Here is a 22,609-nt window from a genome sequence, read left to right as displayed (position 1 = left end):
TGGATTGAGTCACACAAATTTGCCCGGGCATCCCCAACGTCCGGTCCCGTTCGCACTCATGGAGCAACAATGGCAAGCACGGTCAGCGGAGCCACGGACACCAGTCCCAAGGCAGTACGCGTCGTCGATGAAAGCGTCACCAAGAAGGTGGCCCTCGCGGCCCTGGTGGGTACTGCGCTGGAATGGTACGACTTCTTCCTGTTCACCACAGCTGCTGCGCTGGTGTTCAACGCACAGTTCTTCGTTTCCCAAGACCCTTTTGTCGCAGCCATGGGATCCTTCGCTACCTTGGCCGTCGGCTTCGTGGCCCGCCCCATCGGTGGTTTCATCTTCGGCGCCCTGGGTGACAAGGTGGGTCGCAAGAAGATCCTCATGGTCACCATCGTGGGTATCGGCATTGTCACCGGCCTCATCGGTCTGCTTCCGAACTACATGACCATCGGCCTGGCGGCGCCTATTCTCCTGGTGGCCCTGCGCATCGTTCAGGGCCTCGCAGTCGGCGGTGAGTGGAGCGGGGCGGTGATCATCGCCGTCGAAAACGCTCCTGTGGAGAAGCGTGCACGCTACGCGGCCCTGCCGCAGATCGGTTCCCCGATCGGTACCATCCTTTCTTCCGGTGGCTTCTTCGGCATGTTGTTCCTGGTGGGTCAGAGCAACTTTGACGCGTGGGGCTGGCGCATCCCGTTCATCGCCGCGATCCCGCTGCTGGCAATCTCACTCTGGATCCGCAGCCGCCTGAGCGAATCACCCGAATTCGAAGCCCTCATGGAGTCCGGTGAGACCGAACATGCTCCCATCCGTGGAGTTCTGAAGAACAGCTGGCGCCAGATCCTGGTGGGCATGTGCTCGGCGCTGCTCGGCATCGGTGGCTTCTACCTCATCACCAGCTTTGTGGTCTTCTACGGCACCAAGGTGCTCAAGCTGCCCTCCGAACTCCTGCTCTTGGGCACCCTGTTGGCTGCAGCACTTGAGATCGGCGCCCTCATCTGGGCCGGGCGGCTCGGCGAAAAGTTCGGCGCCAGTAAGGTCATCCTGTGGGGCGGTGTTGCCTCGGCCGCTATCGCAGTTCCCGTTTTCCTGGCCATCGACTCCCGCAACCCCGTCCTGGTGGTCCTAGGCATGATGATCGGCGTTGCTGTCCTCTCCATCCCATACGCCGTCTCCGGCACCGCGCTGACTGCCCTGTTCGCCACGAAGGTCCGCTACACCGGCGTCGCCATCACTTCCAACACTGCGGGCGTTATCTCCGGCTTCGTGCCGCTGATCGCCACCGCGCTGGTGGCCGCCAACAACTCCTTCTGGCCCGGCGCCATCATCCTGCTGGTCGTGTCCGCACTGACGGCACTTTCCGGCCTGTTCCTCCCCGCCCTTTCCATCGAAGAAGAAGGAATGAAGCATTGAGCACAACCACTGCCGGCCACTTGATTGTTGGCCAACTGGAACGGGCAGGCGTCAAGCGCGTCTACACCGTGCCGGGTGAGAGCTTCCTCGACGTCCTGGATGGCCTGCACGGTTCGCCGATCCAGAACGTGGTGGCCCGCCAGGAAGGCGGCGCCGGATTCATGGCACTGGCCGAAGGCCGGCTCACTGAGCTTCCCGGCATCGCCATGGTGACCCGTGGCCCGGGCGCAGCCAATGCCTTCATCGCCATACACACCGCCTACCAGGATGCCACTCCGCTGATCCTGTTCGTCGGCCTGATCCCGGTGGCCGACCGTGGCCGCGAGTCGTTCCAGGAGTTCGACATCAACGCCTGGTTCGGCAGCACAGCCAAGAAAGTAGTGACGCTCGACGACGCAGCTTCCGCCGCCCGCGTGGTGGACGACGCCATCTTCACCGCCCTCAGCGGACGCCCCGGACCCGTGGTGATCGGCCTGCCGGAGGACGTGCTGGTGCATGTGGTGGAGAACGCCACCGTCGAACCCCGCAGGATTGCCCGTCCAGAGCCGGCCCCCGCGGAGCTGGCTGAGCTGACCCAGAAGCTGGAGAAGGCACGCAAGCCGCTGGCCGTCGTCGGCGGTGAAGGCTGGACCCAGGAGTCCGGCGAGCAGCTGGCCGCCTGGGCGAGCCGACACAGCGTCCCGGTGGTTGCCGATTTCAGGGCTTACGACGCCGTTCCCCACCGCAGTGACGCCTACGCCGGCTACTTGGGCTACGGCCGCAGCGACGCCAACGCCCAGCGCCTGGACGACGCCGATCTGCTCGTTTTTGTGGGCTGTGTCCGCGGCGACGTCCTCTCCGATGGCTACAAACGCGGACTCGACGCCGAGACCGTCGTGGTCAACGCCGACGCAAACCTCCTGGGCCACTTCGGCCGGGTGGACCAGCACATCATCGCGGACGTCGCCGCGTTCGCCACCGCGTTGGCTGGCACTCATGCGGCTGGCGAACGCCAGGAAGGCTGGTTCGCCAGCGCCCGCGCCGAGCAGCTCACCTTCTCCACGCCCCGGCCCGACGGCGGTATCGGTGTGGACCTGGGCGTCGCCATGGAGGTCCTCACAAAGGAAATGGCCGACGACGCCGTCCTCACCTTCGGTGCGGGAAACCACGCCCTGTGGCCCGCCCGGTACCTGGGCCACAACTCGGCCAACTCCTTGGCCGCTCCGCGCAACGGGGCCATGGGCATGGGCATTCCCGCAGCCGTGGCAGCCTCGCTGGCATATCCCGGCCGTCAGGTCATTTCCGTGGCCGGCGACGGCTGCTTCATGATGAACGGCCAGGAAATCGCCACGGCCATGGGCTACGGCGCCGCGTTCATCGTCTTGGTGGTGGACAACGGCATCTTCGCCACCATCCGCGAACATCAGGAAGCGCATTACCCGGACCGGCCCTCAGGTACGCACATGACCAACCCGGACTTCGCCGCACTCGCCCGTTCCTACGGCGGCTACGGCGAGCGGGTGGAGCGAACGGAAGACTTCGCGGCCGCGTTCCGCCGCGCCGTCGACTCCGGCCTCCCGGCCCTGTTGCACTTGCCGCAGGACCCCACCACGCGTTCCCCCAAGACCTCAACCAACTGACCGGAGCCCTTACCGTGATCCAGCTTCAGAACATCATCAACGGCGAGTCCGTGGACGCCGCGGCCAGCCTGCCGTTCTTCGACCCCGCCACGGGCCAGCAGATCGGCACCGCGCCGGACAGTGACGCTGCCGCCGTCGACGCCGCCTTCCAGGCCGCTGCCGCAGCTTTCAAGAGCTACAAGCGCACGACGCCGGGAACGCGCCAGTCGCTGCTGTTGCAGCTGGCCGACCTCATCGAGGCGAACGTTGACCGTCTGCTCGAGGCTGAGGTGGCCTGCACCGGAAAGCCTGCCGCACTCACCAAAGAGCTTGAAATCCTGCGCGGCGCGGACCAACTGCGCTTCTTCGCCGGGGCATGCCGGGTGGTTTCCGGTACGGCCCAGACCGAATACGTGGAGGGTTTTTCTTCCACCATCAGGCGCGAACCCATTGGTGTGGTGGCCCAGATTACGCCGTGGAACTACCCGTTCATGATGGCCATCTGGAAGATTGGTCCGGCCCTGGCTGCGGGCAACACCTTGGTCCTCAAGCCTGCCGACACCACCCCCTGGTCCACCCTGGTCCTGGGTGAGCTGGCACAGCAGGTTTACCCGGCAGGCGTAGTGAACATCGTGTGCGGCGGCCGCGAGGCCGGTGCCGCGATGGTGGAGCATGACATCCCGGAGATGGTCTCCATTACGGGCTCCACCCGGGCCGGTGCGCAGGTCATGTCCGCGGCGTCCAAAACCCTCAAGGATGTCCACCTGGAGCTGGGCGGCAAGGCGCCCGCTGTGGTGTTTGCCGACGTCGATATCCAGCGGACCGCCAGCGAAATCGCCCTGGCTGCCTTCTTCAACGCCGGGCAGGACTGTACTGCGGTGACCCGCGTCCTGGTCCACCAGGATATTCATACGGAGTTCGCGGCTGCCCTGGCTGACGCTGCTGCTGCTTTGAAAGTGGGATCGGACCTCGGTCCACTCAATAGTGCCGCGCAGTTGGATCGGGTGGAGGGCTTCATGTCCCGCCTGCCTGCCAACGCCCGCGTCCTCGCCGGCGGCAAGCGCACCGGGACAGGCTTCCACTTTGAGCCGACGGTGATCGACGGCGTCTTCCAGACAGACGAGGTAGTGTGCGACGAAATCTTCGGCCCCGTGCTGACCGTTCAGCCGTTCGCCACCGAGGAGGAAGCGATCGAACTCGCCAACGGCACCAAGTACGCCCTGGCATCCAGCGTGTGGTCCGAGAACCACGGCGTGGTCACTCGTGTGTCCATGGAGCTGGACTTCGGAGCCGTCTGGATCAACTGCCACCAGGTGATCCCGGCCGAAGCACCGCACGGCGGATTCAAGCATTCGGGTACGGGCAAGGACCTCTCTGTCTATGGACTTGAGGACTACACGCGCATCAAGTCCGTCACCACCTCCCACCGCTAGAACCTGACATGAAACTAGACCTCCTCCTGCGGAACGCAGACATCATCACCATGGATCCGGACCACCCGGTGGCCAGTTCGCTGGGCATCTGGCAGGGGCGCATCGTGGGCCTGGACGACGACCTTGATGGTTTGGACGCCGTTGAGGTCCTGGACCTTGGCGGTGCCACCGTCACTCCAGGCTTCATCGATGCCCACTGCCACACCACGTGGTTCGGGCTGGGCCTTGCGGAGCTGGACGTGTCCGGTGCCCGCGGCCTGGAGGAGCTGTATGAGCTTCTCCGCGGTGCTGTTACTCACTCGGGGATCGACGGCGTGGGCTGGCTTTTCGCTACCGGCTTCAGCCAGACCCAGCACGGCGGGGCCTTCCCGGACATCGCCGAGCTGGACCGCATCACGGGGGAGCGGCCGCTGTTCATGCGGCACAACTCCGGGCATATGGCCGTGGTCAACACCGCCGCGCTGCGGCTGGCAGGTGCCGAGTCGCCGTCGTTCCCGGATCCCGACGGCGGAGCGATCGTCCGCGACGCGGCGGGACATCCCACGGGGCTGGTCCAAGAGACGGCCCAGGAACTGATCCAGCAGCTGATCCTGCCGTATTCGTTGGAGGACATCGAGGCCGCCCTTGAGAGGGCCACGCTGTTCTACGCCTCCGAGGGCATCACGAGTTTCACTGAGGCCGGGGTGGGCGGCGGGTGGATCGGGCACAGCCCGGCCGAGCTTGCCGCCTACCAGAGCGCCTCCGCCCACGGCCGGTTGCATGCCCGTGCCCAGGTCATGCCGGTGCTGGATGTGCTGCACGGGTTGGGCGGGCATGCATCTGACAGTCCCGGTGCGGCCCCGGCCGGGCTGGATCTTGGCATCACCAGCGGATTCGGGAATGACTACTTGTCCCTGGGCCCGGCAAAGGTTTTCCTGGATGGCTCACTTCTGGGCGAAACCGCAGCCGTGAGCCACGAGTTCTGCAGCCACGGCCACAAGGACAACCGCGGCAACGTTGGCTACTTCCAAGCGGACCCCGCCCAGCTGCGGGAACGCATCGAAGCCGCCTACGCCGCCGGGTGGTCCATCGCAGCCCACGCCATCGGTGACAGGGCCGTGGACCTCGCGGTGGACATCATCACGGATTGCCAGGCTCAGTATGGGCAGCGCCGCTTGCCCAACAGGATCGAGCACGCCTCCATGACGCGCCCTGAGCAGCTGGCAAGGCTCGCGGACGCAGGAATTGCCGTGACACCCCAGGCAAGCTTCTTCCGCGAAGGCGGTGACGGGATGACCGCGTCCCTCGGGCCGGACCGCTTGCCGTGGGCCTACCGGGCAGCCAGTTTCCTGGAAGCCGGAGTGGTGCTCGCGGGAAGCTCGGACCGGCCGGTCGCCGACGGAAACGTGCTCCGCGGCATGCAGGCGTTCGTGGACCGCCGGACCGGGTCCGGGGCCGTCTTCGGGAACCCGGCCGAACGCCTCACTCCGCAGCAGGCCCTCGCCGCTTACACCAGCGGAGCCGCCGCAGCCACAGGGTCCCTGGGCAAGAAGGGCACCCTTTCAGCTGGCAAATTGGCCGACTTCACCGTCCTTTCTGCCTCACCTTTGACGGCACTGGACATCAGCGAACTTCACGTCCTGGCCACCGCCGTCGGAGGCCGATTTACCTATCAATCAACCGGCTTCAACGCTGAACTTTCCCGTGAAAGTTCGTTCGCGGCCCACTCATAGGGGAGACCATGACAACCACCACAAGTTTCACCGCCCAGGACACCGCTTTCGTGCAGGACTTCCGGACCATGAGCGCCTTCGGTGCCACGGCGAACGGCGGCGTGGACCGCCAAGCCGCAACCATTCCCGACGGCGAACAGCGCCGCTGGCTCGCCGGTCTCTTGGAGGAGCACGGCTTCACGGTGAAGTTCGACCACACCGGCAACCAGTGGGGCCTCTACGAAGCCGTGCCAGGTGCGCCGTTCGTGGTGGTGGGCTCGCACATGGATTCACAGCCGACGGCGGGACGTTACGACGGCGCTTATGGCGTCCTCGCCGCGGCCCACGCCGCGTTCCGCCTTGCAGCCCGTTGGGAAGCCGGCGCCGAGGCACCCAAGTTCAACCTCGCCGTCGTCAACTGGTTCAACGAGGAAGGCAGCCGCTTCAAGCCGTCCATGATGGGCTCCTCCGTCTACACCGGCAAGCTGGATCTCGAGGACGCACTCAATACCCAGGACGCCGCCGGAGTCACCGTGCGTGATGCCTTGGACGCGATCGGCTGCCGCGGGACGTTTGAGGGGCCGGAGGCTGCATATTGCGCCGAGATCCACATCGAACAGGGCCGCAGCATGGAGCGCGAGGGCATCACCATCGGCCTGGTCAGCTCCAACTGGGCAGCGAACAAGTACGAGTTCGTGGTCCACGGCGAGCAAGCACACACCGGTTCCACGGTGATTGCCGACCGCAAAGACGCCCTTCTTGGGGCGTCCATGCTGGTGGTTGCCGCACGTGAACTCGCCGACCGCTTTCCCGCAGTGCTGCACACCTCGGTGGGTCAGCTCAACGTCTACCCAAATTCGCCCGTGGTGGTGCCGTCCCGCGTGAACCTGCTGCTGGACCTGCGCAGCGCCGACGAAGCCGTCCTGGCCGAGGCCGACGCCCTGCTGCACGCCCGAATCTCGAAGATCGAACGGCTTGCCAACGTGTCCGTTGAGAAGCACCACTCACACTCCTGGGCCGTCACCCCGTACCAGCCCGAAGGCGTGGAACTCGCGGCCAAGGTTGCCGCGGACCTCGGGTTGTCCAACAAGGAAGTCATGACCCTCGCCGGGCATGACTCCACGAATATGAAGGACCTGGTTCCCACGGTGATGCTCTTCGTGCCCAGCGTGGATGGCATCTCCCACAATGAGCACGAATACACCACGGATGAGGACATCGTGGCCGGGCTCACCATGCTTACCGAGGTGGTCGGCCGCCTGTGTGACGGGGCGCTGGAGGACTAAACAGCCACCACCACGATCGACGCCGGGGCCGCGCCACTCACGGCGTCCGGGTTGGCGACGTACAGGACGTCCTCATCGATCCTGGCCTCAATGTCTGCATCTTTGAGGCGGGACAACAGTGGTTCCAGATCGCCGTCGTACTCAAACGCGAGGTCCCCGTTAGTGGCATCCGCGCCATGAATGATGCGAAGGATTCCGCCGTTCTTGGTGGTGAACGTGGCTGATTCGTCGTCCTCAGTGCGCGGCCGGGCGCCGGTGTTCCGCAAGGCGGTGGCGGCAAGGCCCACCAAAGGGCTGACCCAGGTAGCCACCACTGTCAGCCCTGGGTCGGCCTCGTCCGAGGCGGCCCACGTGCCATCCGCTGCCCGTTGCGCAGGGAAGGCGAAGAACTCAAAGCCGTCATCGGATGAGATCTGCACGGTGGTTTCCTCATGACCTTCGTGGATTTCCGCTTGAGTGCCGGCTTCCTCGGTGCGGCGCGCGAACTCCTCCAGGTTCCCTACCTCCACCCCGAAAACCGTGGAGCCGTCCAAGGGGTGTGCGTGGACTACTGAGCCCACCGCCAGGCGACCCGAACCGGCGTCGAACTCCCGCCAGTCGCCGTCGTCCACCGTCTTCACCAAACCGAGGGCCATCAGCAGCGTGGCCCACTGTTCGGGGCGCGAGGTGTAGTGGGTGGGGCGGGCTCGCAACATTGGTCCTCCTGGGTGGGTCCTCATCAAAGCCTATGCTGAATCCATGCCCAATGAACTTGAGGAACTCCTTGTCAAAGACGGCGCCGCGTGGCGTGCCTGGCTTTCCGCGAATGCCACAGACAGCCCCGGCGTGTGGCTGATCCTGCACAAGAAGGGCGGCAACGTCACGGAGTTGGACTATGACGCCGCGTTGGACGAGGCCCTGTGCTTTGGGTGGATCGACGGTCAGGTGAAGAGGCGCGACGACCAAAGCTACTTCCAGCGGATGACGCCCCGCGGCCGCAAGAGCATCTGGTCAGTGCGGAATGTGGGGCACATTGCCCGTCTGGAGTCCGAGGGCAGGATGACCGACGCCGGACGTGCCGTGGTTGAGGCCGCGAAATCTGACGGACGGTGGGAAGCTGCATACGCGGGCCCGGCGGATTCGGTGGTTCCGGACGATCTCGCGGCAGCGATCGCCGCAGTCCCGGAGGCGCAGGCTATGTTCGATGTCCTGACGTCACAGAACCGCTTCGCCCTGATCCACCGCACCAACGGAGTCAAACGGGCAGAGACCCGGGCGCGCAAAATCGCTGGTTTCGTGGAGATGCTGGCCCGCCATGAAACCCCGTACCCCCAGAAAAAGCGGCCGACGTAATCCAGCGGGCCGGTCAGGCCTCGGAAGGAAACGCCACCCCTTCGCCCACCACGCGCAGGCACAATTCAGTGCCGGGTTTGGTGATCGAAGCGTTCCAGTGCCTGATGGTGATGATCTCGCCGCCGCCCGGATAGCGGTGGCTGTTGCCCGAGGCGCCGCCGTCGGGGGCCGTGTACTCACCCAGCTTGATGCGAACAGTGGTTTCCGGCCCGAAGTAATCGGTGTCCACCACCACTCCGCGGATGGGCCCATCGGGTGCGATGCGGATTTGCTCGGGCCTGAGCATGAGTTGGACTTTCCCTTGGGCTGGGGGTCGACGGACCGGGATTCCACCCAGCGAGCACGTGGCCAGGGAGCCCTCCATCCAGGCATCAAGAATCACGGCATCGCCAAGGAATTCAGCCGTGGCGCGATCCGCCGGCCGGGTGTAAACCACAAAAGGGTTACCGATCTGGGCCAGCTTGCCGCCGCGCATGATGGCCACCTGGTCAGCGAAGGAGAGTGCTTCAGCTTGATCGTGGGTCACCAGGATGGTGGTCACCCCGGCAGCACTGAGCACCTTGGCTACGGCCCTGCGGGTGGCTACCCGAAGTCCGGCATCGAGCGCTGAAAACGGTTCGTCAAGGAGCATGAGTTCAGGTTCCCTGGCCAACGCCCGGGCCAAGGCGACCCGCTGCTGCTGACCGCCGGATAACTGGTGCGGCCGGCGCTTAGCCATGGACGCATCCAAGGACACCATCTCAAGCAGTTCCGAAACCCGCGACCTCACGGCGCCGCGACCGCCGTCGAGCTTTCCTGAATCCAAGCCGAACGCGACGTTCTGACCCACCGTCAAGTGTGGAAAGAGCGCGCCGTCCTGGGCGACGTACCCTACCTGCCGTTTGTGCGCAGGCACCCAGTCGCCTTCTCCGGCCACCCGGGAACCGTTCAGGCTGATGGAACCGGTGTCCGGATGCTCAAAGCCCGCGATCAACCGCAACAGTGTGGTCTTGCCTGAACCGGAAGGACCCACGATCGCAGTGGTCCCGCCTTTGGCCACAGAGAGGTTTACGCCCTTCAGCACCGCCTGGGAGCCGAAGTTCTTGGTGACCTCCCGAATATCCAGATGCGCATTCGTAGTGGGAGCCACCGAGGGGGCCACGCGGGGCGCCGGAAGCCTGGAAGGAGATTGTTCGGTCACTGTCCGGCTACTTTCTTGGACTGTTGGAAGAGAAGGTATGTCATGGGGGCTGACAGCAGGATCATCAGCAACGCGTAGGGTGCGGCGCCGGCGTAGTCGATCTCGCTGCTCTTGCTCCAAAATTCCGTGGCCAGGGTGCGCGTACCGTTGGGTGAGAGTAGCAGGGTGGCTGTCAGCTCGTTGACTATGGCCAGGAAGACCAACGCAGCCCCGCCGGCAGCTGCCGGCGCGGTGAGCCGCAACGTCACTTTGAAGAAGGATGCCAAAGGCGTTTTGCCCAAGGACTGCGCGGCCTCATCGAGTTCTTTGGGGGCCTGTGCCAAGCCGGCACGGATGTTCACCAAAGCCCTCGGAAGGAACAGCAGCACGTACGCCGCAATCAGAACCCCCGCAGTCTGGTAAACCCCGGGGACCACGCGGATGCTGACGGTGACGAAGGCCAGGCCCACCACGATTCCCGGCAGCGAACTGGTGACGTAGTTGGACAGTTCCAGCATCTTGGAGAACCAGCTCGGGTGCCGGACGGCCAGGTAAGCCATGGGGAATGCCACCACTGTGGTGACCAGTGCACCCGCTGCCCCATAGATGAGGGTTTGCGAGAGTGCCGGGATGAACTCATCAGCCGCCCACACGTCAGAACCGCCCGCCATCACCCACTTCAGCACAAACCAGAGCGGCAGCCCGAAGGCCAGGACCGTGAGGGCCAGCAGAGCGAGCTGGGCAGGCACTTGATAGCCACCCAGGGGCAAGCGGATAGCCTTTGCCTGCGCGCCGGAGCCGATCCGGGCATAGCGGGCAGTGCCCCGGCTCTTTACTTCGGCCAGCAGCAGGAGCAAGCACAGGAACACCAGAACGCTGGCCAGCATGTTCCCTGCGGTCCCGTTGAAGGTGGACTGGAATTGGACCATGATCGCCGTGGTGAACGTATCAAAACGGATCATCGCGAAAGCACCGTACTCAGCCAACAAATGCAGGGCCACCAGCAAGGCGCCGCCCGTCATGGCGATGCGCAGCTGCGGTAGGACAACGCGGAGGAACACGGCCCAGGAACCCAGGCCCAACGATGCCGCGGACTGCTCAATGGCGGGGTCCAAACGGCCAAGCGTCGCCGCTGCGGGGATGTACACCAACGGGAAATAGGACAACGTGGCAATCAGCACCCCGGACCAGAGCCCCTCCAAGGAAGGGACAGCGGACACCCAGGAGTAGCTGTTGACGAACGCAGGTATAGCCAAAGGGGCGGCCAATAGCACCGCCCACCAGCGGTGTCCGCGGAGCCTGGTTCGCTCCACCAGCCACGCCCCGCCCACGCCGAGCACCAAGCATAGGGGCACGGTAAAGATCATCAATAAAACCGTGTTCAGCAGCAGCTCGCCCACGCGGGGACGCACGATCAGATCGACGGCGGTGTCCCAGCCGGTCGCTGCTGTCATGTACAGGACATAGCCCAGCGGAAGCAGCGAAAACAGCGCTATCAGCACCGCCAGCAAGGACACCGTGGAAACGCCGAAAGGCGGGCGGGGGCGCTTGCCCCGGCCCGCCGTCGTCGTGCTTCCCTCTGAACGTGGAACGTCGGGAGCCGATAGATCAGTGGTCACAGAATTACAGGAGTCCTGCCTTGGTCATCAGATCGGTGACCTTGGTGGAGTTCAGCTTGGCGGGATCCACCGTGGGTGCCTGCAGGTCCTTGATGGGAACAAGCTTTTCATTGGCATCAACCTCTGAGGCGATGGCGTACTCAAAGGAGGTTCCGGTCTTGAGGATCTCCTGGCCGGCCTTGCCTGTGATGAACTTCAGGAACGCCTGGGCGTCGGCTGCCTTCTTGGAAGACTTGAGGACGCCGCCACCGGATACGGACACGAACGCGCCCGGGTCCTGGTTCTTGAAGTAGTACGGCGTGACGTTCTTGGAGTTCTCGCCGGTCTTGGCCTGGTCGCCGTAATAGTAGTAGTGGTAGATCAGCGCCGCGTCTACTTCGCCGGCGTTGACGGCCTTCATGGCGGTGCTGTTGCCCTTGTAAGCCTTGAAGTTTTCCTTCATGCCCTTGAGCCATTCTTCGGTTGCGGCCTCGCCCTTGAGTTCAAGGAGTGCCGAGACGATGGCCTGGAAGTCAGCGCCCGACGGCGATGCCGCCCACTTGCCCTTCCATTCGGGCTTTGCCAGATCCAGCATGGACGTGGGCAACTGGTCTTCGCTGATCTTGTTCTTGTCATATACCAGGACGGTGGAGCGGGCTGCGATCCCGGTCCACTTGCCGGTGGACGGGCGGAACTCGGCCGGAACCTGGTCGATGGTGGCTTTGTCGACGTCCGCGAACAGACCCGCATTTTCCACCTGCGCCATTGCAGGGGAGTTTTCGGTGAGGAAGACGTCCGCCGGTGAGGCCGCGCCTTCCTGAACAATCTGGTTGGACATCTCGGTGTCAGAGCCCTGGCGCAGGGTGACCTTGATGCCGGTCTCCTTGGTGAAGGCGTCGATCCATTCCTTGGTCAGGCTCTCGTGCTGAGCGTTGTAGACCGTGATGCCATCGCCGGCGGCCGCGGATTCGGAGGAATCCGGTGCGGTGGTGGCGTTGGAGCCGCAGGCGGAAAGGCCAAGAGCGGCGGTGGCGAGAAGTGCGATTCCGGCCAGAGCGTTTTTGGGGAGCTTCATGGAGGGCTTCTTTCTGGGAACAAGCACGGCAGTGCTAGGACAATGCCTTGGGTCCGTGCTGGCGGGTAGGTTGGGGAGCCCGCTGTGAAAAGCGTAGGTTAGCCATACCTTTGCTATGAAGCCGAAACGGCATTAAGTGACGAGGATCACCTGAATTACGGAAGTGTTGCGTGTCCTAATTGCCGGGACTGCTCGCGTTGCTTGTAATGCTCGCCGCCGCCTCAAGCGCCATCCACCCTTGCAGCTGCGTGGAAAGTTCGACGGCGGCGCCCACCGGATATGTTTCGCTCGCCGGCCGCTGGGGCTCGAAGGAGAACACGATCGCAGGTGTGCCCTTGCCGGCACTGCCCGTACTTACACGGCGGCCCGCCCAGAAGGCCTCTGCCGTGCCGTAAACCAAAGACGCCGCCTTTTCGCGGGTAGTGGCTGAAAGCCTGACGTCCCGCGCGGCCAGCGCCAGGTAGCGGAGCAGTATGCCGGTGAAAAGGCCGCCATCGCCCGTGCCGTCGCCGCGGATCACTCGCGTGCCGGGCAGTGTGAGCTCACGTTCCACGGCGTCCACCAACAGTGCCGCCCTGCGCAGATTCTCTTCGCCGCCCAGTTCCAGCAGCGCACCCAACACCGGGCCCTGGTTGTAGGTGTAAATGGCCCCATCAACCACCACCTCGCCGTTACTGATCCGCAGCCCATCCTGATATAGACCCCGTTCCGGGTGAAGGAGCTTGCTGTTTAGCCAGTTCACCAAGTGCTGAGCACGCTCGGTATGGCCGGTCCGGGCGTAGTACAGGGACACCGGAGCTGTGGCCGGAGTGTTCTTGAAGTCCCGCTTGGTGCTCCAGAAGGTGCCACCTCCAAGGTGGTCCGTGGAGGCCGAATCGAACTGCAAGGTCAAGCACTTTTGAACATAGGCGTTCCTCCGGCGGCCAGGCTTCTTGGTCTCCTCGGCCAGCTTCTCCAAACGCAGCGTGGCCAGGGCCAGCCACGCCATGTCGTCGTAGTAGTCGTTCACGAATCTCAGGAGATTCCGCAAGCGGATGGTGGTGACCAGCCGCGAGGCGAGCCGTCCTGCGCTCGGGCGGGAGTCGCCGTCGAACTTTGTTTTGCCCGCCAGCTCGCGGCGGCCCGCATCCACCAAGCAGTCAACGTAGTGCGCTTGCCACCAGTAATGCCAAGGGCCGGAGAGGCTCCTGAGGGTGTCGCTGGGCAGGGTCACCGCACCGATGTGGGTGCCGGGCAGGAAAAGGAGGCGCCTGCCAAAGCTTCGGGTCACGGACCGCGCAGCCTGATTGGCACGCCTGGCCCATTCGGTGGCGTCGGCGGAGGGTGCTGGAATCCCGGCTGGCTGGATCTGGCTGGACATGTCATTAGCCTAGCGGGGCCGATAGTGTGCACCGGGCCACAATTCCAGTTAACATGCATTAACGGATTTAGTCTGCATCAAGGAGGATGAATGGACATCAAGGGCACTGTGGCGCTGGTAACCGGCGGGGCATCAGGTCTGGGGGCTGCCACCGCCAAACGACTGTTCGACGCCGGGGCCTCGGTGGTGTTGGTGGATCTGCCACAGTCAGCCGGCGAGTCCTACGCGGCCGAGCTCAACGCCTCGGCGACGGGTGCAGGGGAGCGGGCGGTCTTTGCTCCCGCAGACGTCACCAACGAATCCCAAGTCCAGGCCGCCGTCGACGCCGCTGTTGCTTTGGGGCCGCTCCGGATCGTGGTCAACTGCGCAGGCATAGCCACACCCGGAAAAGTCCTTGGCCGTGATGGCGTGCTGCCGCTGGAAACCTTCAACAAGGTCATCCAGATCAACCTCGTGGGCACCTTTAACGTGATTCGTTTGGCCGCCGCAGCCATGGTGGAAACGGAGCCCGTTTCCACGGAACTGGGTGGGCCCGAGCGCGGCGTCATCATCAACACCGCGTCCGTCGCCGCCTTCGAAGGCCAGATCGGCCAGCCCGCCTACGCCGCATCCAAGGGCGCCGTAGCAGCCATGACGCTGCCCCTGGCACGAGAATTCGCCCGTTCACTGATCCGGGTGGCCACCATTGCGCCCGGAATCTTTGAAACACCCATGATGGCCGGACTTCCCCAATCGGCCCAGGAATCCCTTGGACAGCAGGTTCCGCATCCCGCCCGTCTGGGCCGTGCCGCGGAATACGCAAACCTGGCCGCCCACATCGTGGAGAACGCCATGCTCAACGGGGAAACCATCCGGCTCGACGGCGCCATCCGCATGGGCCTCAAATGATGGGCGACTACAGCGGCGCTCCGGGGTTAGTTGGGTCCGCTCGGCCCTCCGTAGCCGACCTTCCCACTGCTGACTTCTTCGACTTCGAATCGCTGCTCAGTGTCCAGGAACAGCGTAAACTCAACGAACTCCGTGCATTCCTGGCCTCCGAGATCGCCCCCTACGCCGGGCAATGGTGGGAGAAAGCGGAGTTCCCGGAACACATCCTCCCCAAACTCGCGGCCCTCCGGCTCAGCGCCCCCGCCCAGCGAGGATACACACACCTGTTTGCCGGGCTTGTGATCGCTGAGATGACCCGCGTCGACACCTCCATCGCCACCTTCTTCATGGTCCATCACGATCTCTTCGTCGAATCGCTCTACGACTTCGGCAGTGATCATCAACAGGACCGCTACCTCGATGACGCCTCCAACCTTCGCACCACCGGCGCCTTCGCGCTCACAGAGCCGAACCACGGGTCCGACGTCGCCGGTGGGATGGAGACCACCGCCCGCCGTGTTGAACGACCAGACTCCGACGGCGGCGATTACTGGGTGATCAACGGCGCCAAACGCTGGATTGGCAACGGGACGTTCTGCGACTACATGCTGGTGTGGGCCAAGGACGAAACAGACGGAGCAGTGCGTGCCTTCATCGTCGACGCGACTCTGCCCGGCATCACCCGTAGCCGCATCGAAAACAAGATTGCCCTGCGGACGGTGCAGAACGCCGACATCGTCTTTGAGGACGTCGAGGTAGCTGAAACCGATCGCTTCGCCGGCATCAGCAGCTTCGCGGACACCAACCACCTCCTCCGAGGGTCCCGGATCATGGTGGCCTGGCAAGCAGTAGGCCAACAATTGGCAGCCTTCGACGTCGCCCGGCAGTACGCCGTTGAACGCTTCCAATTCGGCAAACCGTTGGCCAAGTTCCAGCTCATCCAACAACACCTGGTGGATATGCTCGGCAACGCGGTTGCCAGTATGGGAATGATGGTTCGCATAGCGCAGCTGCAGGAGGACATCTTCACGGACGCCCAAGGGGTGCGCCACGGAGGGGCCGACATGGCGCAGGTGGCGCTCGCAAAGGCCTATTGCAGTGCCAGGATGCGGGAAACCGTGGCCACGGGCCGGTCCATCCTGGGCGGGAACGGAATCGTCACCGACTACCGCATAGCCAAGATCTTCGCTGATGCCGAGGCAATCTACACCTATGAAGGCTCCTACGAAATCAACTCCCTGATCGTTGGCCGTGCAGTGACAGGGGTTTCAGCCATCACCTAGAACTGCCGGTCTCATTCCTGAGGGAGCTTCTCTCCGGCTTCTACCCGCACGTCAAGAGAGTTGCCCCGCACAGGCATGGGGCAGGTGCCATACGGAGTGAAAGCACTGGGGTAGTTGATGGCACGGTTGAAATCAATGACCACGGACCCGTCGGGGCGAGGCCGGGGAATGAAAACCTTCCGCCATTCGTCCGTGGTCTCCCCGTTGGTCTCATCGTGGAAGGTGACGTTGAGCGCACCCAGCTTCTCCTCTTCAGCGTGCAGCCGGATTTCGTGAGGAACGCCCGGTACCCGGAAAACGACCTCGCCCACTGACCGGTGGACGCCATCCACCAAGGGGTTGGCTGTGCCAATGGGCACGTCCACGGGCTCAGCGTAAGCTTCGAACCGGCCCTGGATAACCCACTCAGGGTTGTACTCGTAGGTGGGAACACCTACGAAACCGGTCAGCACGGGGGAGCTGTTGTCGCGGGTGCGGATAGCGTACTTGCCCGCACGCATGGCGAGTTCCACCACAACCTGCTTACCGTCGTCGCCGCCAAACTGGACGCACATGAGCGACTCTTCGTCCTGCAGCGTCGCCGTAATGGTCCCCTCTACGGGCTGTCCCGTTTCCACCAAGGTGAGTCCATCCGAAGCGCTCGCCGTGAGGAATGCTGTGGTGCCGTCGGTGGACCAGAGGCCCGGGACAAGTTCCACCTCGGAGGGCTGGAACTCAAGCCACTGGAAGGACGTGAGGGTCAGCCATCCGTGCGCGGTGGCAAGGGCTGAATGTCGACCTGCACGGAACCGCTCCCAACGGGCGAGCTGGGGATCGGTTGCGGTGGTGGGCGAGCTCATGGTTCTCCTCGGCTGGGGTTCGCGTCCGTTCGCGGCGGTTGCCACTTGCCTCAACTATGCGCCGGGCGTGGGCATTCCCGGAATTCGGCCCAGCTGGGTCAGAACTCCACTACCTTGGATCGGCTCGCGCTGGCCCCAAACCCATGCCAGCGCGAGCCGGGATTGCTGGACGGCGTGATGGACCATGCACCCCAGGCCCACCGTCGCCATCTTGCCCCGAAGGGCGTTTCCCGATCGCCCGTCTAGTGCGAGCGCCGCCTATGCTTACGGGCACCGGCAAAGGCGAGGAGAGATCCCACGGCCAGAAGCGCCGCAGCCAGGACGACGAACGCCTGGCCCTGCGCCCCCGTGGTGGCCAACTGTGCCGCAGTTGCGGGCTGTGTTGGATTGTTGGCGGGCTGTGCTGGGTTGCCGGGGGCCGGTGGGGTCGTCTGCCCCGGTGTAGTGGATTCTGTTGGAAGAACCACTATTACTGGGCTGCTGGTGCTGGTGCTGGTGCTGGTGCTCGGTGAGGGTGTGGGGGTCACCGTGGCGGTGCTGGGTGTGGGTGTGGGGGTTGGCGTAGCTGTGGGGGTTGGCGTAGCCGTCCCTTGCCCGGTTCCGCTGGCACTGCTTCGGCGTGTTTGGGCCCCTACCGGGTTTTCCTCGCCTGAGATGGTCACTGTCCCGTTGTTTTGGTAAACGTCCAGGGAAGCATCAGACACCTCGGTCACAACGAAGAGCTCCACGTGTTCGCCTTTGGGGAGGCCGGTCCAGCTGACCGTCAGCGACTGAGGGGTGCATTCAATACTCGCGGGGTACTGCTCATTGTCGAAGGGTTCAACGATGTTGCCCGCTTCGCCCCTTACCTTGCCCACGCGGGGTGTTACGCGGCTGCAGTCGATCACCATGCCGGCTGAGGGGATATCGGTGACTACAACATCGTTGGTTGCTGACACCATGGGCGGCATGTAAAGGACTGACTGAAGTTCTGATTGGGAAGAGTCCGCCCACCACATCGACTTGCCGGCAGTCGTCGGAGCGTCCGGGAGGCAGTTCTCAGTGCACGGTTCAATCTGCACCGGGACGCGAATCACGCTGTCACCGAACACGAAGCTAAGTTCCTTGGTTTCGCCCGTTGCCGGAGCCACGGAGTACTGAGTGGCAAAAGAGCAGGTACCGCCCACATTGAGTGGATGCAGGGCGACGAAGTCGGTGAGCGTGAAGACCACACGGCCGGCGTCGTTGGCCGCAGCTGTTGCTACGGTCTGGCCATCAGGAGTGTTCAGGTCAAAAGTTGCAGCGCCAAACCACCGCAGTTCGGGGGGAAGCTGCAAAGTGAAAGTGTCCCCGGGCTGTGAGTTATCCGGGACGGACCAGGTGCAGGAGAGATCCACTTGGTCCCATTGCCCGGTGACTGTGGAACCGGTACTGAGGGTGATCTCCGCTCCCGGGATCTCCTCAGCACTCGCTGGCAGGGCCGAGAGCCCCAGGATGGCCATGACAGCGGCCAGAAAGGCAGCCACCAGTGAGGCGGTTCTTGGATGGATCTGCTTGTTCATTAGTGGGAGGGTCCTTTGAGTCCTTGGGATGTATTCCGTCACAAGGTGAGTGTTCGCCGGGAGTGGTTCGTTACGCTGCAGAACGGATTTCGGCCAAATCCGGCTTTCAGGACGAGTCCCGCGCGGCAGTTGAGGTGGTGGCAGCCGTGGCCTCCGCCCGGGAAAGCGGGTAGAACTTCATGCGGGCAGGGTAGAGGCTGCCGTCGTCGAGAGCTTCCAGAACTGCCTTGCACGCCATCAGCCGGGAAAGGTTGCTTTCGCTGACGGAAAAGAGGACGTGAATGGCGGAATTTTGATACATTGCCGTCGCTCCAGTTCCTTGCAGTGCGGCCTTCACTGCGTCCCCCAGCCGGGCCAACAATGTCCAACCATGCGTGCGGCTATCGCGGGGCCGGGGCAGCGCGATGATGGCCAGTGCGTGGGAACCCGGCCCCTCCGCACCGAACGCGGATACATCGTGGACCCTTCGTTGGAAGTGGGCCTGGGTGGCCAGCCCCGTGTAAACGTCGGTGCAGGAGATGGTGGGGGCTGTTTCTGCTACCTCCGCCCAGCCCTCCGCGATTGAGAGGAGGGCATCGACGTCCAGGGCCTGATCCGCGGCAGTGAACAGGGCGCGGAAGTCGTTCAGGGTCTCTCTGATGCTGACACCGTTCCTGGCGCGCGCAGCTCCCAGTAATTTCGCCGCGGGGGCGGGAATTACTGCCCCGCTTGCCAGGGGAATGACGACTGTCCGGACTTCCGGCACGTACCAATCCGCTCGGAACCGCCAACCCCTTTGGTAACTGGCAGTCCGCCATCTGCGCAGCAAGTGGTGCTGTGAAAACGTGCGTTCGGCAGGTGATTTTGTCCGGAACGATGTCATATCCCAACAGTGCGCAGAAGAGCCGATTCGTGACGAAGGGAGTGCCTCGAACATGGTTGCTAAAGACTTTTTACAAACTGGCGTCACGACTCGGGCGGTATCCACACTCCATAGATATGGGCAGGGTTCTCTACGGTTTGGGGGTGCCATAAATGGCACGCACGTCACATGCGAGCAACAAAACCAGCGTCGACGACGGACAACTCATTGATTTGGTCCGCAATGGAGACATGTCTGCCTTCGACGGACTCTACGAGCGCCATGTGTCCGTTGCCTCCAGCGTCGCCAGACGCAACGTGGACAACCAAAGTGACGCCGAGGACGTAGTGGCTGAGGCATTCCAGGCGGTCCTGCAAAGCCTCATCTCGGGGAAAGGGCCGGACACCTTCTTTAGGGCGTACTTGCTCTCCACGGTTGCCCGATTGTCCCACCAACGTAATCGGAAAGCCGGCAAGGTCCTGCCCAGTAGTGACCATGCCGTCCTGGACCAAACCTTGGTGGACTCGGACGCAGCAATCAGCGCCTTTGAATCGCACACAGTGGCCAAAGCATTCCGGGCCCTGCCTGAACGGTGGCAGGCTGTGCTGTGGTACTTGGACGTCGAACGCATGAAACCCGCAGCTGTGGCACCGGTTCTGGGTCTCTCAGCCAATGCCGTTTCTGCACTCGCTCTTCGCGCCCGTGAGGGCCTGAGGAGGCAGTACCTGCAGTACCACATAGCGGAGCAGGCTGACACTAAATGCGCTGAGTACGCCTCGAAGCTAGGCAACTACATCCGTGGTGGGGTCTCCCATGCCACCGGGCGCAGGATCCGTGAGCATCTTAACGGCTGCCCATCGTGCACCGCGGCCCTTGCGGAGCTGAAAGACGTTCAGGGGAGCATGAGGGCTGTCCTGCTGCCCTTGGTGACAGGGATCCCGGCCGCGCTGTGGGCGGGCAAAGGGGCGGGGCTCGGAGTTGTGGGTGGCATGGTGCCCGCCAACGCGGCCGTGGCGGTCCCCGCCCTAGCCCAACCGGTGCTCATGGCTGTCATCGCAGCAGCTGCCGTAGGACTTGTGCTGGGGGCTGTGGGCATAGTTGACCACCTGACTCCGGACGCCTATATGGAGAAGCGGGCCGTGGAATCCGTTGTGGCTCCGTCAGAAAAGGCTCCGGTGATTCCAGCCCCTTCCCCAACGAACGCGCCGACTCCCATTTCTACAACACCGGCCGTTTCTTCAACACCGGCGCCGCCGCAGGCGCCGCCACCGGGTGACGTGCCATCCGTTGAAGGGCCGGCGGCAAACGAGAATCCTGTTGTGGAGAACCCCGTGCCGCAGACTCCGGCCGAACCACCGATCGCGCCGCCCCCTGCTCCACTCCCGGTCACCACACAGTCTGCCTCGCCTTTGGCTGTTCCGTCGTTGACTGCTCCAGCGGTTGTGGATGGCTCGGCGCGCGAGGCCGGGGAGGAAGATTCCGAGCGCAAGGTCCTGGAAATTGACTTCCGGGTCTCCGGAGGAAGTTCCTTGGGGAGCGCGACGGCGGTGTTCGCCGTGGGGAAGCATTCGTTGGTGGTGGAAGACTCAATTCGTGCCCCGGATGGCTGGATCTGCTCGTTCGAGAGCCGGAGTGTGGTGAGTTGTTCCACTAACTCGGTGCAGCGCGCTGATCTTCGGTTTCAGATCGGAGCCGGCCTCAAGCGTGGCAAGGACGACGTCAAAAGAGGCGAAAGAGTTCTTACCTACACGCTGAGCGGACCGGGGTTGGCTTCCAAAAGGTTCTCTGCCGTGTACTGATTCCAATATCGCAGTGCGGGTTGCGTCATGATCCTTCGCCCCGGTGCACTCATCCATCGGCAAGGCCCGGTAGCGGGTGGCGTGCTCTATCCATAAAGGTGAGAAATGAAGACAGAAACCCACAGCCGTGTGGTGGATCCTTCCGTGCCCTACCTTGGTGTGGGAACGCTCTGATGTCGCGTGTCCTGGTGACAGGCATTGCCAACTCGGCTGGCTCGTCCTTGGTCCGGCAGCTCAAGGCAAAGGGCCATTGGGTGCTGGGGGTGGACGAGATTCCTGCCCGTTGCGGGGCGGCCGATGGTGTGGCGGTCGTTTCACCTTCGAATACCCGCGGTTACCTTTGGGAGTTGCGGGGCCTGGTGGCGGGCTATGGGATCGAAATCCTCATTCCCACCATGAGTGCCGAGCTGGTCGTCTTTTCTGAAGCCCGCGACGATTTCGCGCCGGGAGTTCGTGTGGTGATCGCCGATCCTGCGCCGGTGAGGAGGGCTCACGACAAATACCTCACCATGACCTGCCTTGCGGGTGCGGGTGTGAGCGTTCCCCGATTCGGCCTGCCCAGCGCACTCGGGTCTGTGCATGATGCCATGGATATATTGGGCGGCCCGCTGGTGGTGAAACCTCGCATTTCACGCAACGGACGCGGCATCCGGTTGCTGGGGCGAACGTCCGACTCCGGTGCGCGGGCTGCCCGTATTTGGGCAAGCCTGGACGATTCCTGGATGGTCCAACGGTTTGCACCGGGTACCGAGTACGCTGCGCAAGGCTTTCGCCACGGACAACTCACCGGGCCGGATGATGTCCTGGTTGTGTTGGAGAGAACGCTCAGAGAGGCAGCCAAGGAGGATGGTTCGCCCACAGTTCGTGTCCGGAAGGTTCAAGCGCCCTCGGACTCTGACGTTGCGGTGGTGGCGGGTTCAGCTGCTGCCGCCCTTGGGCTGACCGGACCATTCAGCGTGGATATCAAGCGCCTGCAGGACGGCAAGCCGGCAGTATTGGAAGTGGAGGCGCGTTTTGGCGTGTTCAGTGCCCTTGCGCCTGGGGTGTTGGATACGGTTTTGGAGCTGTGCAAGCAGGACCACCCTTTGGAAGAGTTCGCGTGAGGCCTGGTCTCCGTGAGGCCCGGTCTGTGTTCCCTTTCGCCCGGGGCGTACCCTCATTGCATGGGGATTGAGACAGTGGTTCCGGCCGTGGTCAGCCTGGCACTCATTGTGGGATCGTTCTGGGCCGGCACGCGGCTGGTGCAGAGGGGCGTTCCGTCAAAAGGAGCAACCGGCACCCTGGGCAGTGTGTTGTCCATGATTGAACCGGCCACGGGTGCACCTACCCGGATGGAAGCGGCAGCAGCCATAGAAGAGATGAGGCAGCGCCGGCACGAGTCTCTGTCCGCGGGCCCGGGTTCGGAGGGCCGGGATGTTTTCGGTGGAAAAGTAGTCTTGCCCAGGCCTGTCCAGAAGCCGGCAGAAGGCGACGTTAAAATCTGAGACGCATTCCTTTTGTTGAGTT

At 63.5% G+C, this 22,609-nt stretch carries 19 protein-coding genes; 11 read left to right on the top strand and 8 right to left on the bottom strand.

Going from position 1 to position 22,609, the window contains the following annotated elements:
• Positions 1 to 69: 69 nt before the first annotated feature.
• The 5 genes from EU811_RS01125 to EU811_RS01105 are packed head-to-tail and all read left to right on the top strand — an operon-like array spanning position 70 to position 7,409.
• On the top strand, positions 70 to 1,401 hold the full coding sequence (locus EU811_RS01125) for an MFS transporter (RefSeq protein WP_142936684.1): 1,332 nt from the start codon (positions 70 to 72) through the stop codon (positions 1,399 to 1,401).
• Positions 1,398 to 3,020, top strand: a complete 1,623-nt coding sequence (locus EU811_RS01120) for a thiamine pyrophosphate-dependent enzyme (protein WP_142936683.1) — start codon at positions 1,398 to 1,400, stop codon at positions 3,018 to 3,020. Before EU811_RS01125 ends, EU811_RS01120 begins: the two co-directional genes overlap by 4 nt.
• A gap of 14 nt (positions 3,021 to 3,034) precedes the next feature.
• Complete coding sequence (locus tag EU811_RS01115) at positions 3,035 to 4,432, top strand: gamma-aminobutyraldehyde dehydrogenase (RefSeq protein ID WP_142936682.1); 1,398 nt, start codon at positions 3,035 to 3,037, stop codon at positions 4,430 to 4,432.
• A gap of 8 nt (positions 4,433 to 4,440) precedes the next feature.
• On the top strand, positions 4,441 to 6,144 hold the full coding sequence (locus tag EU811_RS01110) for an amidohydrolase (RefSeq protein ID WP_142936681.1): 1,704 nt from the start codon (positions 4,441 to 4,443) through the stop codon (positions 6,142 to 6,144).
• 8 nt (positions 6,145 to 6,152) lie between these two features.
• On the top strand, positions 6,153 to 7,409 hold the full coding sequence (locus EU811_RS01105) for a M20 family metallo-hydrolase (protein WP_142936680.1): 1,257 nt from the start codon (positions 6,153 to 6,155) through the stop codon (positions 7,407 to 7,409).
• On the opposite strand, the gene EU811_RS01100 is transcribed toward EU811_RS01105, so the two are convergent.
• Positions 7,406 to 8,104 (bottom strand): hypothetical protein, encoded by a 699-nt coding sequence (locus tag EU811_RS01100; protein ID WP_142936679.1) that lies wholly within the window; start codon positions 8,102 to 8,104, stop codon positions 7,406 to 7,408. The two genes, EU811_RS01105 and EU811_RS01100, sit on opposite strands and share 4 nt — an antisense overlap.
• Before the next feature lie 43 nt (positions 8,105 to 8,147).
• On the opposite strand from EU811_RS01100, the gene EU811_RS01095 reads away from it, so the two are divergent.
• Complete coding sequence (locus EU811_RS01095; protein ID WP_142936678.1) at positions 8,148 to 8,741, top strand: YdeI/OmpD-associated family protein; 594 nt, start codon at positions 8,148 to 8,150, stop codon at positions 8,739 to 8,741.
• Positions 8,742 to 8,754: 13 nt separating this feature from the next.
• Here the strand turns inward: EU811_RS01095 and EU811_RS01090 are convergent, their stop codons facing one another.
• The 4 genes from EU811_RS01090 to EU811_RS01075 form a co-directional block, all read right to left on the bottom strand.
• Positions 8,755 to 9,921: an ABC transporter ATP-binding protein gene (locus EU811_RS01090; RefSeq protein ID WP_187697056.1), complete on the bottom strand. Its 1,167-nt coding sequence runs from the start codon at positions 9,919 to 9,921 to the stop codon at positions 8,755 to 8,757.
• Positions 9,918 to 11,519 carry an ABC transporter permease gene (locus EU811_RS01085; RefSeq protein WP_187697055.1) on the bottom strand — a complete coding sequence of 534 codons (1,602 nt, stop codon included), beginning with the start codon at positions 11,517 to 11,519 and terminating at the stop codon, positions 9,918 to 9,920. Before EU811_RS01085 ends, EU811_RS01090 begins: the two co-directional genes overlap by 4 nt.
• A 4-nt stretch (positions 11,520 to 11,523) precedes the next feature.
• Positions 11,524 to 12,573 (bottom strand): iron ABC transporter substrate-binding protein, encoded by a 1,050-nt coding sequence (locus EU811_RS01080; protein ID WP_142936677.1) that lies wholly within the window; start codon positions 12,571 to 12,573, stop codon positions 11,524 to 11,526.
• Between the two features lie 175 nt (positions 12,574 to 12,748).
• Positions 12,749 to 13,933 (bottom strand): glycoside hydrolase family 76 protein, encoded by a 1,185-nt coding sequence (locus EU811_RS01075; RefSeq protein WP_142936676.1) that lies wholly within the window; start codon positions 13,931 to 13,933, stop codon positions 12,749 to 12,751.
• A gap of 90 nt (positions 13,934 to 14,023) precedes the next feature.
• Here EU811_RS01075 and EU811_RS01070 point away from each other — a divergent pair, with 90 nt between their 5' ends.
• Both EU811_RS01070 and EU811_RS01065 read left to right on the top strand, forming a co-directional pair.
• Positions 14,024 to 14,821, top strand: a complete 798-nt coding sequence (locus EU811_RS01070; protein ID WP_142936675.1) for an SDR family NAD(P)-dependent oxidoreductase — start codon at positions 14,024 to 14,026, stop codon at positions 14,819 to 14,821.
• Complete coding sequence (locus EU811_RS01065) at positions 14,818 to 16,083, top strand: acyl-CoA dehydrogenase family protein (protein WP_446698030.1); 1,266 nt, start codon at positions 14,818 to 14,820, stop codon at positions 16,081 to 16,083. The genes EU811_RS01070 and EU811_RS01065 overlap by 4 nt, the downstream gene beginning before the upstream one ends.
• Before the next feature lie 11 nt (positions 16,084 to 16,094).
• Here the strand turns inward: EU811_RS01065 and EU811_RS01060 are convergent, their stop codons facing one another.
• The 3 genes from EU811_RS01060 to EU811_RS01050 form a co-directional block, all read right to left on the bottom strand.
• Complete coding sequence (locus EU811_RS01060; protein WP_142936674.1) at positions 16,095 to 16,922, bottom strand: DUF1684 domain-containing protein; 828 nt, start codon at positions 16,920 to 16,922, stop codon at positions 16,095 to 16,097.
• A gap of 242 nt (positions 16,923 to 17,164) precedes the next feature.
• The gene (locus tag EU811_RS23465; protein ID WP_160147612.1) at positions 17,165 to 18,463 is read right to left on the bottom strand and encodes an Ig-like domain-containing protein; all 1,299 of its coding nucleotides are present in this window, start codon (positions 18,461 to 18,463) and stop codon (positions 17,165 to 17,167) included.
• 106 nt (positions 18,464 to 18,569) lie between these two features.
• On the bottom strand, positions 18,570 to 19,208 hold the full coding sequence (locus EU811_RS01050; RefSeq protein ID WP_238703250.1) for a hypothetical protein: 639 nt from the start codon (positions 19,206 to 19,208) through the stop codon (positions 18,570 to 18,572).
• Positions 19,209 to 19,477: 269 nt separating this feature from the next.
• Here EU811_RS01050 and EU811_RS01045 point away from each other — a divergent pair, with 269 nt between their 5' ends.
• From EU811_RS01045 to EU811_RS01035, 3 genes are all read left to right on the top strand, one after another.
• A complete protein-coding gene (locus tag EU811_RS01045) occupies positions 19,478 to 21,103 on the top strand; it encodes a sigma-70 family RNA polymerase sigma factor (RefSeq protein WP_238703249.1) in 1,626 nt (541 codons plus the stop codon).
• Between the two features lie 173 nt (positions 21,104 to 21,276).
• Entirely contained in the window at positions 21,277 to 22,206 is a 930-nt protein-coding gene (locus tag EU811_RS01040) for an ATP-grasp domain-containing protein (RefSeq protein WP_142936671.1), read from the top strand.
• A 60-nt stretch (positions 22,207 to 22,266) separates the two neighbouring features.
• Complete coding sequence (locus EU811_RS01035) at positions 22,267 to 22,587, top strand: hypothetical protein (protein ID WP_142936670.1); 321 nt, start codon at positions 22,267 to 22,269, stop codon at positions 22,585 to 22,587.
• Positions 22,588 to 22,609: the final 22 nt, after the last annotated feature.

The organism is Arthrobacter sp. TS-15 (assembly GCF_006964045.1).
GTDB lineage: Bacteria > Actinomycetota > Actinomycetes > Actinomycetales > Micrococcaceae > Arthrobacter.
Note: the sequence above shows the minus strand (reverse complement) of the source record. Positions and strands in the feature narration are given on the sequence as shown.

Excerpts from the sequence above, each read along its gene's own strand:
- EU811_RS01125 (WP_142936684.1), top strand. The coding sequence starts at position 70 with ATGGCAAGCACGGTCAGCGGAGCCACGGACACCAGTCCCAAGGCAGTA.
- EU811_RS01110 (WP_142936681.1), top strand. The coding sequence starts at position 4,441 with ATGAAACTAGACCTCCTCCTGCGGAACGCAGACATCATCACCATGGAT.
- EU811_RS01105 (WP_142936680.1), top strand. The coding sequence starts at position 6,153 with ATGACAACCACCACAAGTTTCACCGCCCAGGACACCGCTTTCGTGCAG.
- EU811_RS01100 (WP_142936679.1), bottom strand. The coding sequence starts at position 8,104 with ATGTTGCGAGCCCGCCCCACCCACTACACCTCGCGCCCCGAACAGTGG.
- EU811_RS01095 (WP_142936678.1), top strand. The coding sequence starts at position 8,148 with ATGCCCAATGAACTTGAGGAACTCCTTGTCAAAGACGGCGCCGCGTGG.
- EU811_RS01080 (WP_142936677.1), bottom strand. The coding sequence starts at position 12,573 with ATGAAGCTCCCCAAAAACGCTCTGGCCGGAATCGCACTTCTCGCCACC.
- EU811_RS01075 (WP_142936676.1), bottom strand. The coding sequence starts at position 13,933 with ATGTCCAGCCAGATCCAGCCAGCCGGGATTCCAGCACCCTCCGCCGAC.
- EU811_RS01070 (WP_142936675.1), top strand. The coding sequence starts at position 14,024 with ATGGACATCAAGGGCACTGTGGCGCTGGTAACCGGCGGGGCATCAGGT.
- EU811_RS01065 (WP_446698030.1), top strand. The coding sequence starts at position 14,818 with ATGATGGGCGACTACAGCGGCGCTCCGGGGTTAGTTGGGTCCGCTCGG.
- EU811_RS01060 (WP_142936674.1), bottom strand. The coding sequence starts at position 16,922 with ATGAGCTCGCCCACCACCGCAACCGATCCCCAGCTCGCCCGTTGGGAG.
- EU811_RS23465 (WP_160147612.1), bottom strand. The coding sequence starts at position 18,463 with ATGAACAAGCAGATCCATCCAAGAACCGCCTCACTGGTGGCTGCCTTT.
- EU811_RS01045 (WP_238703249.1), top strand. The coding sequence starts at position 19,478 with ATGGCACGCACGTCACATGCGAGCAACAAAACCAGCGTCGACGACGGA.
- EU811_RS01040 (WP_142936671.1), top strand. The coding sequence starts at position 21,277 with ATGTCGCGTGTCCTGGTGACAGGCATTGCCAACTCGGCTGGCTCGTCC.
- EU811_RS01035 (WP_142936670.1), top strand. The coding sequence starts at position 22,267 with ATGGGGATTGAGACAGTGGTTCCGGCCGTGGTCAGCCTGGCACTCATT.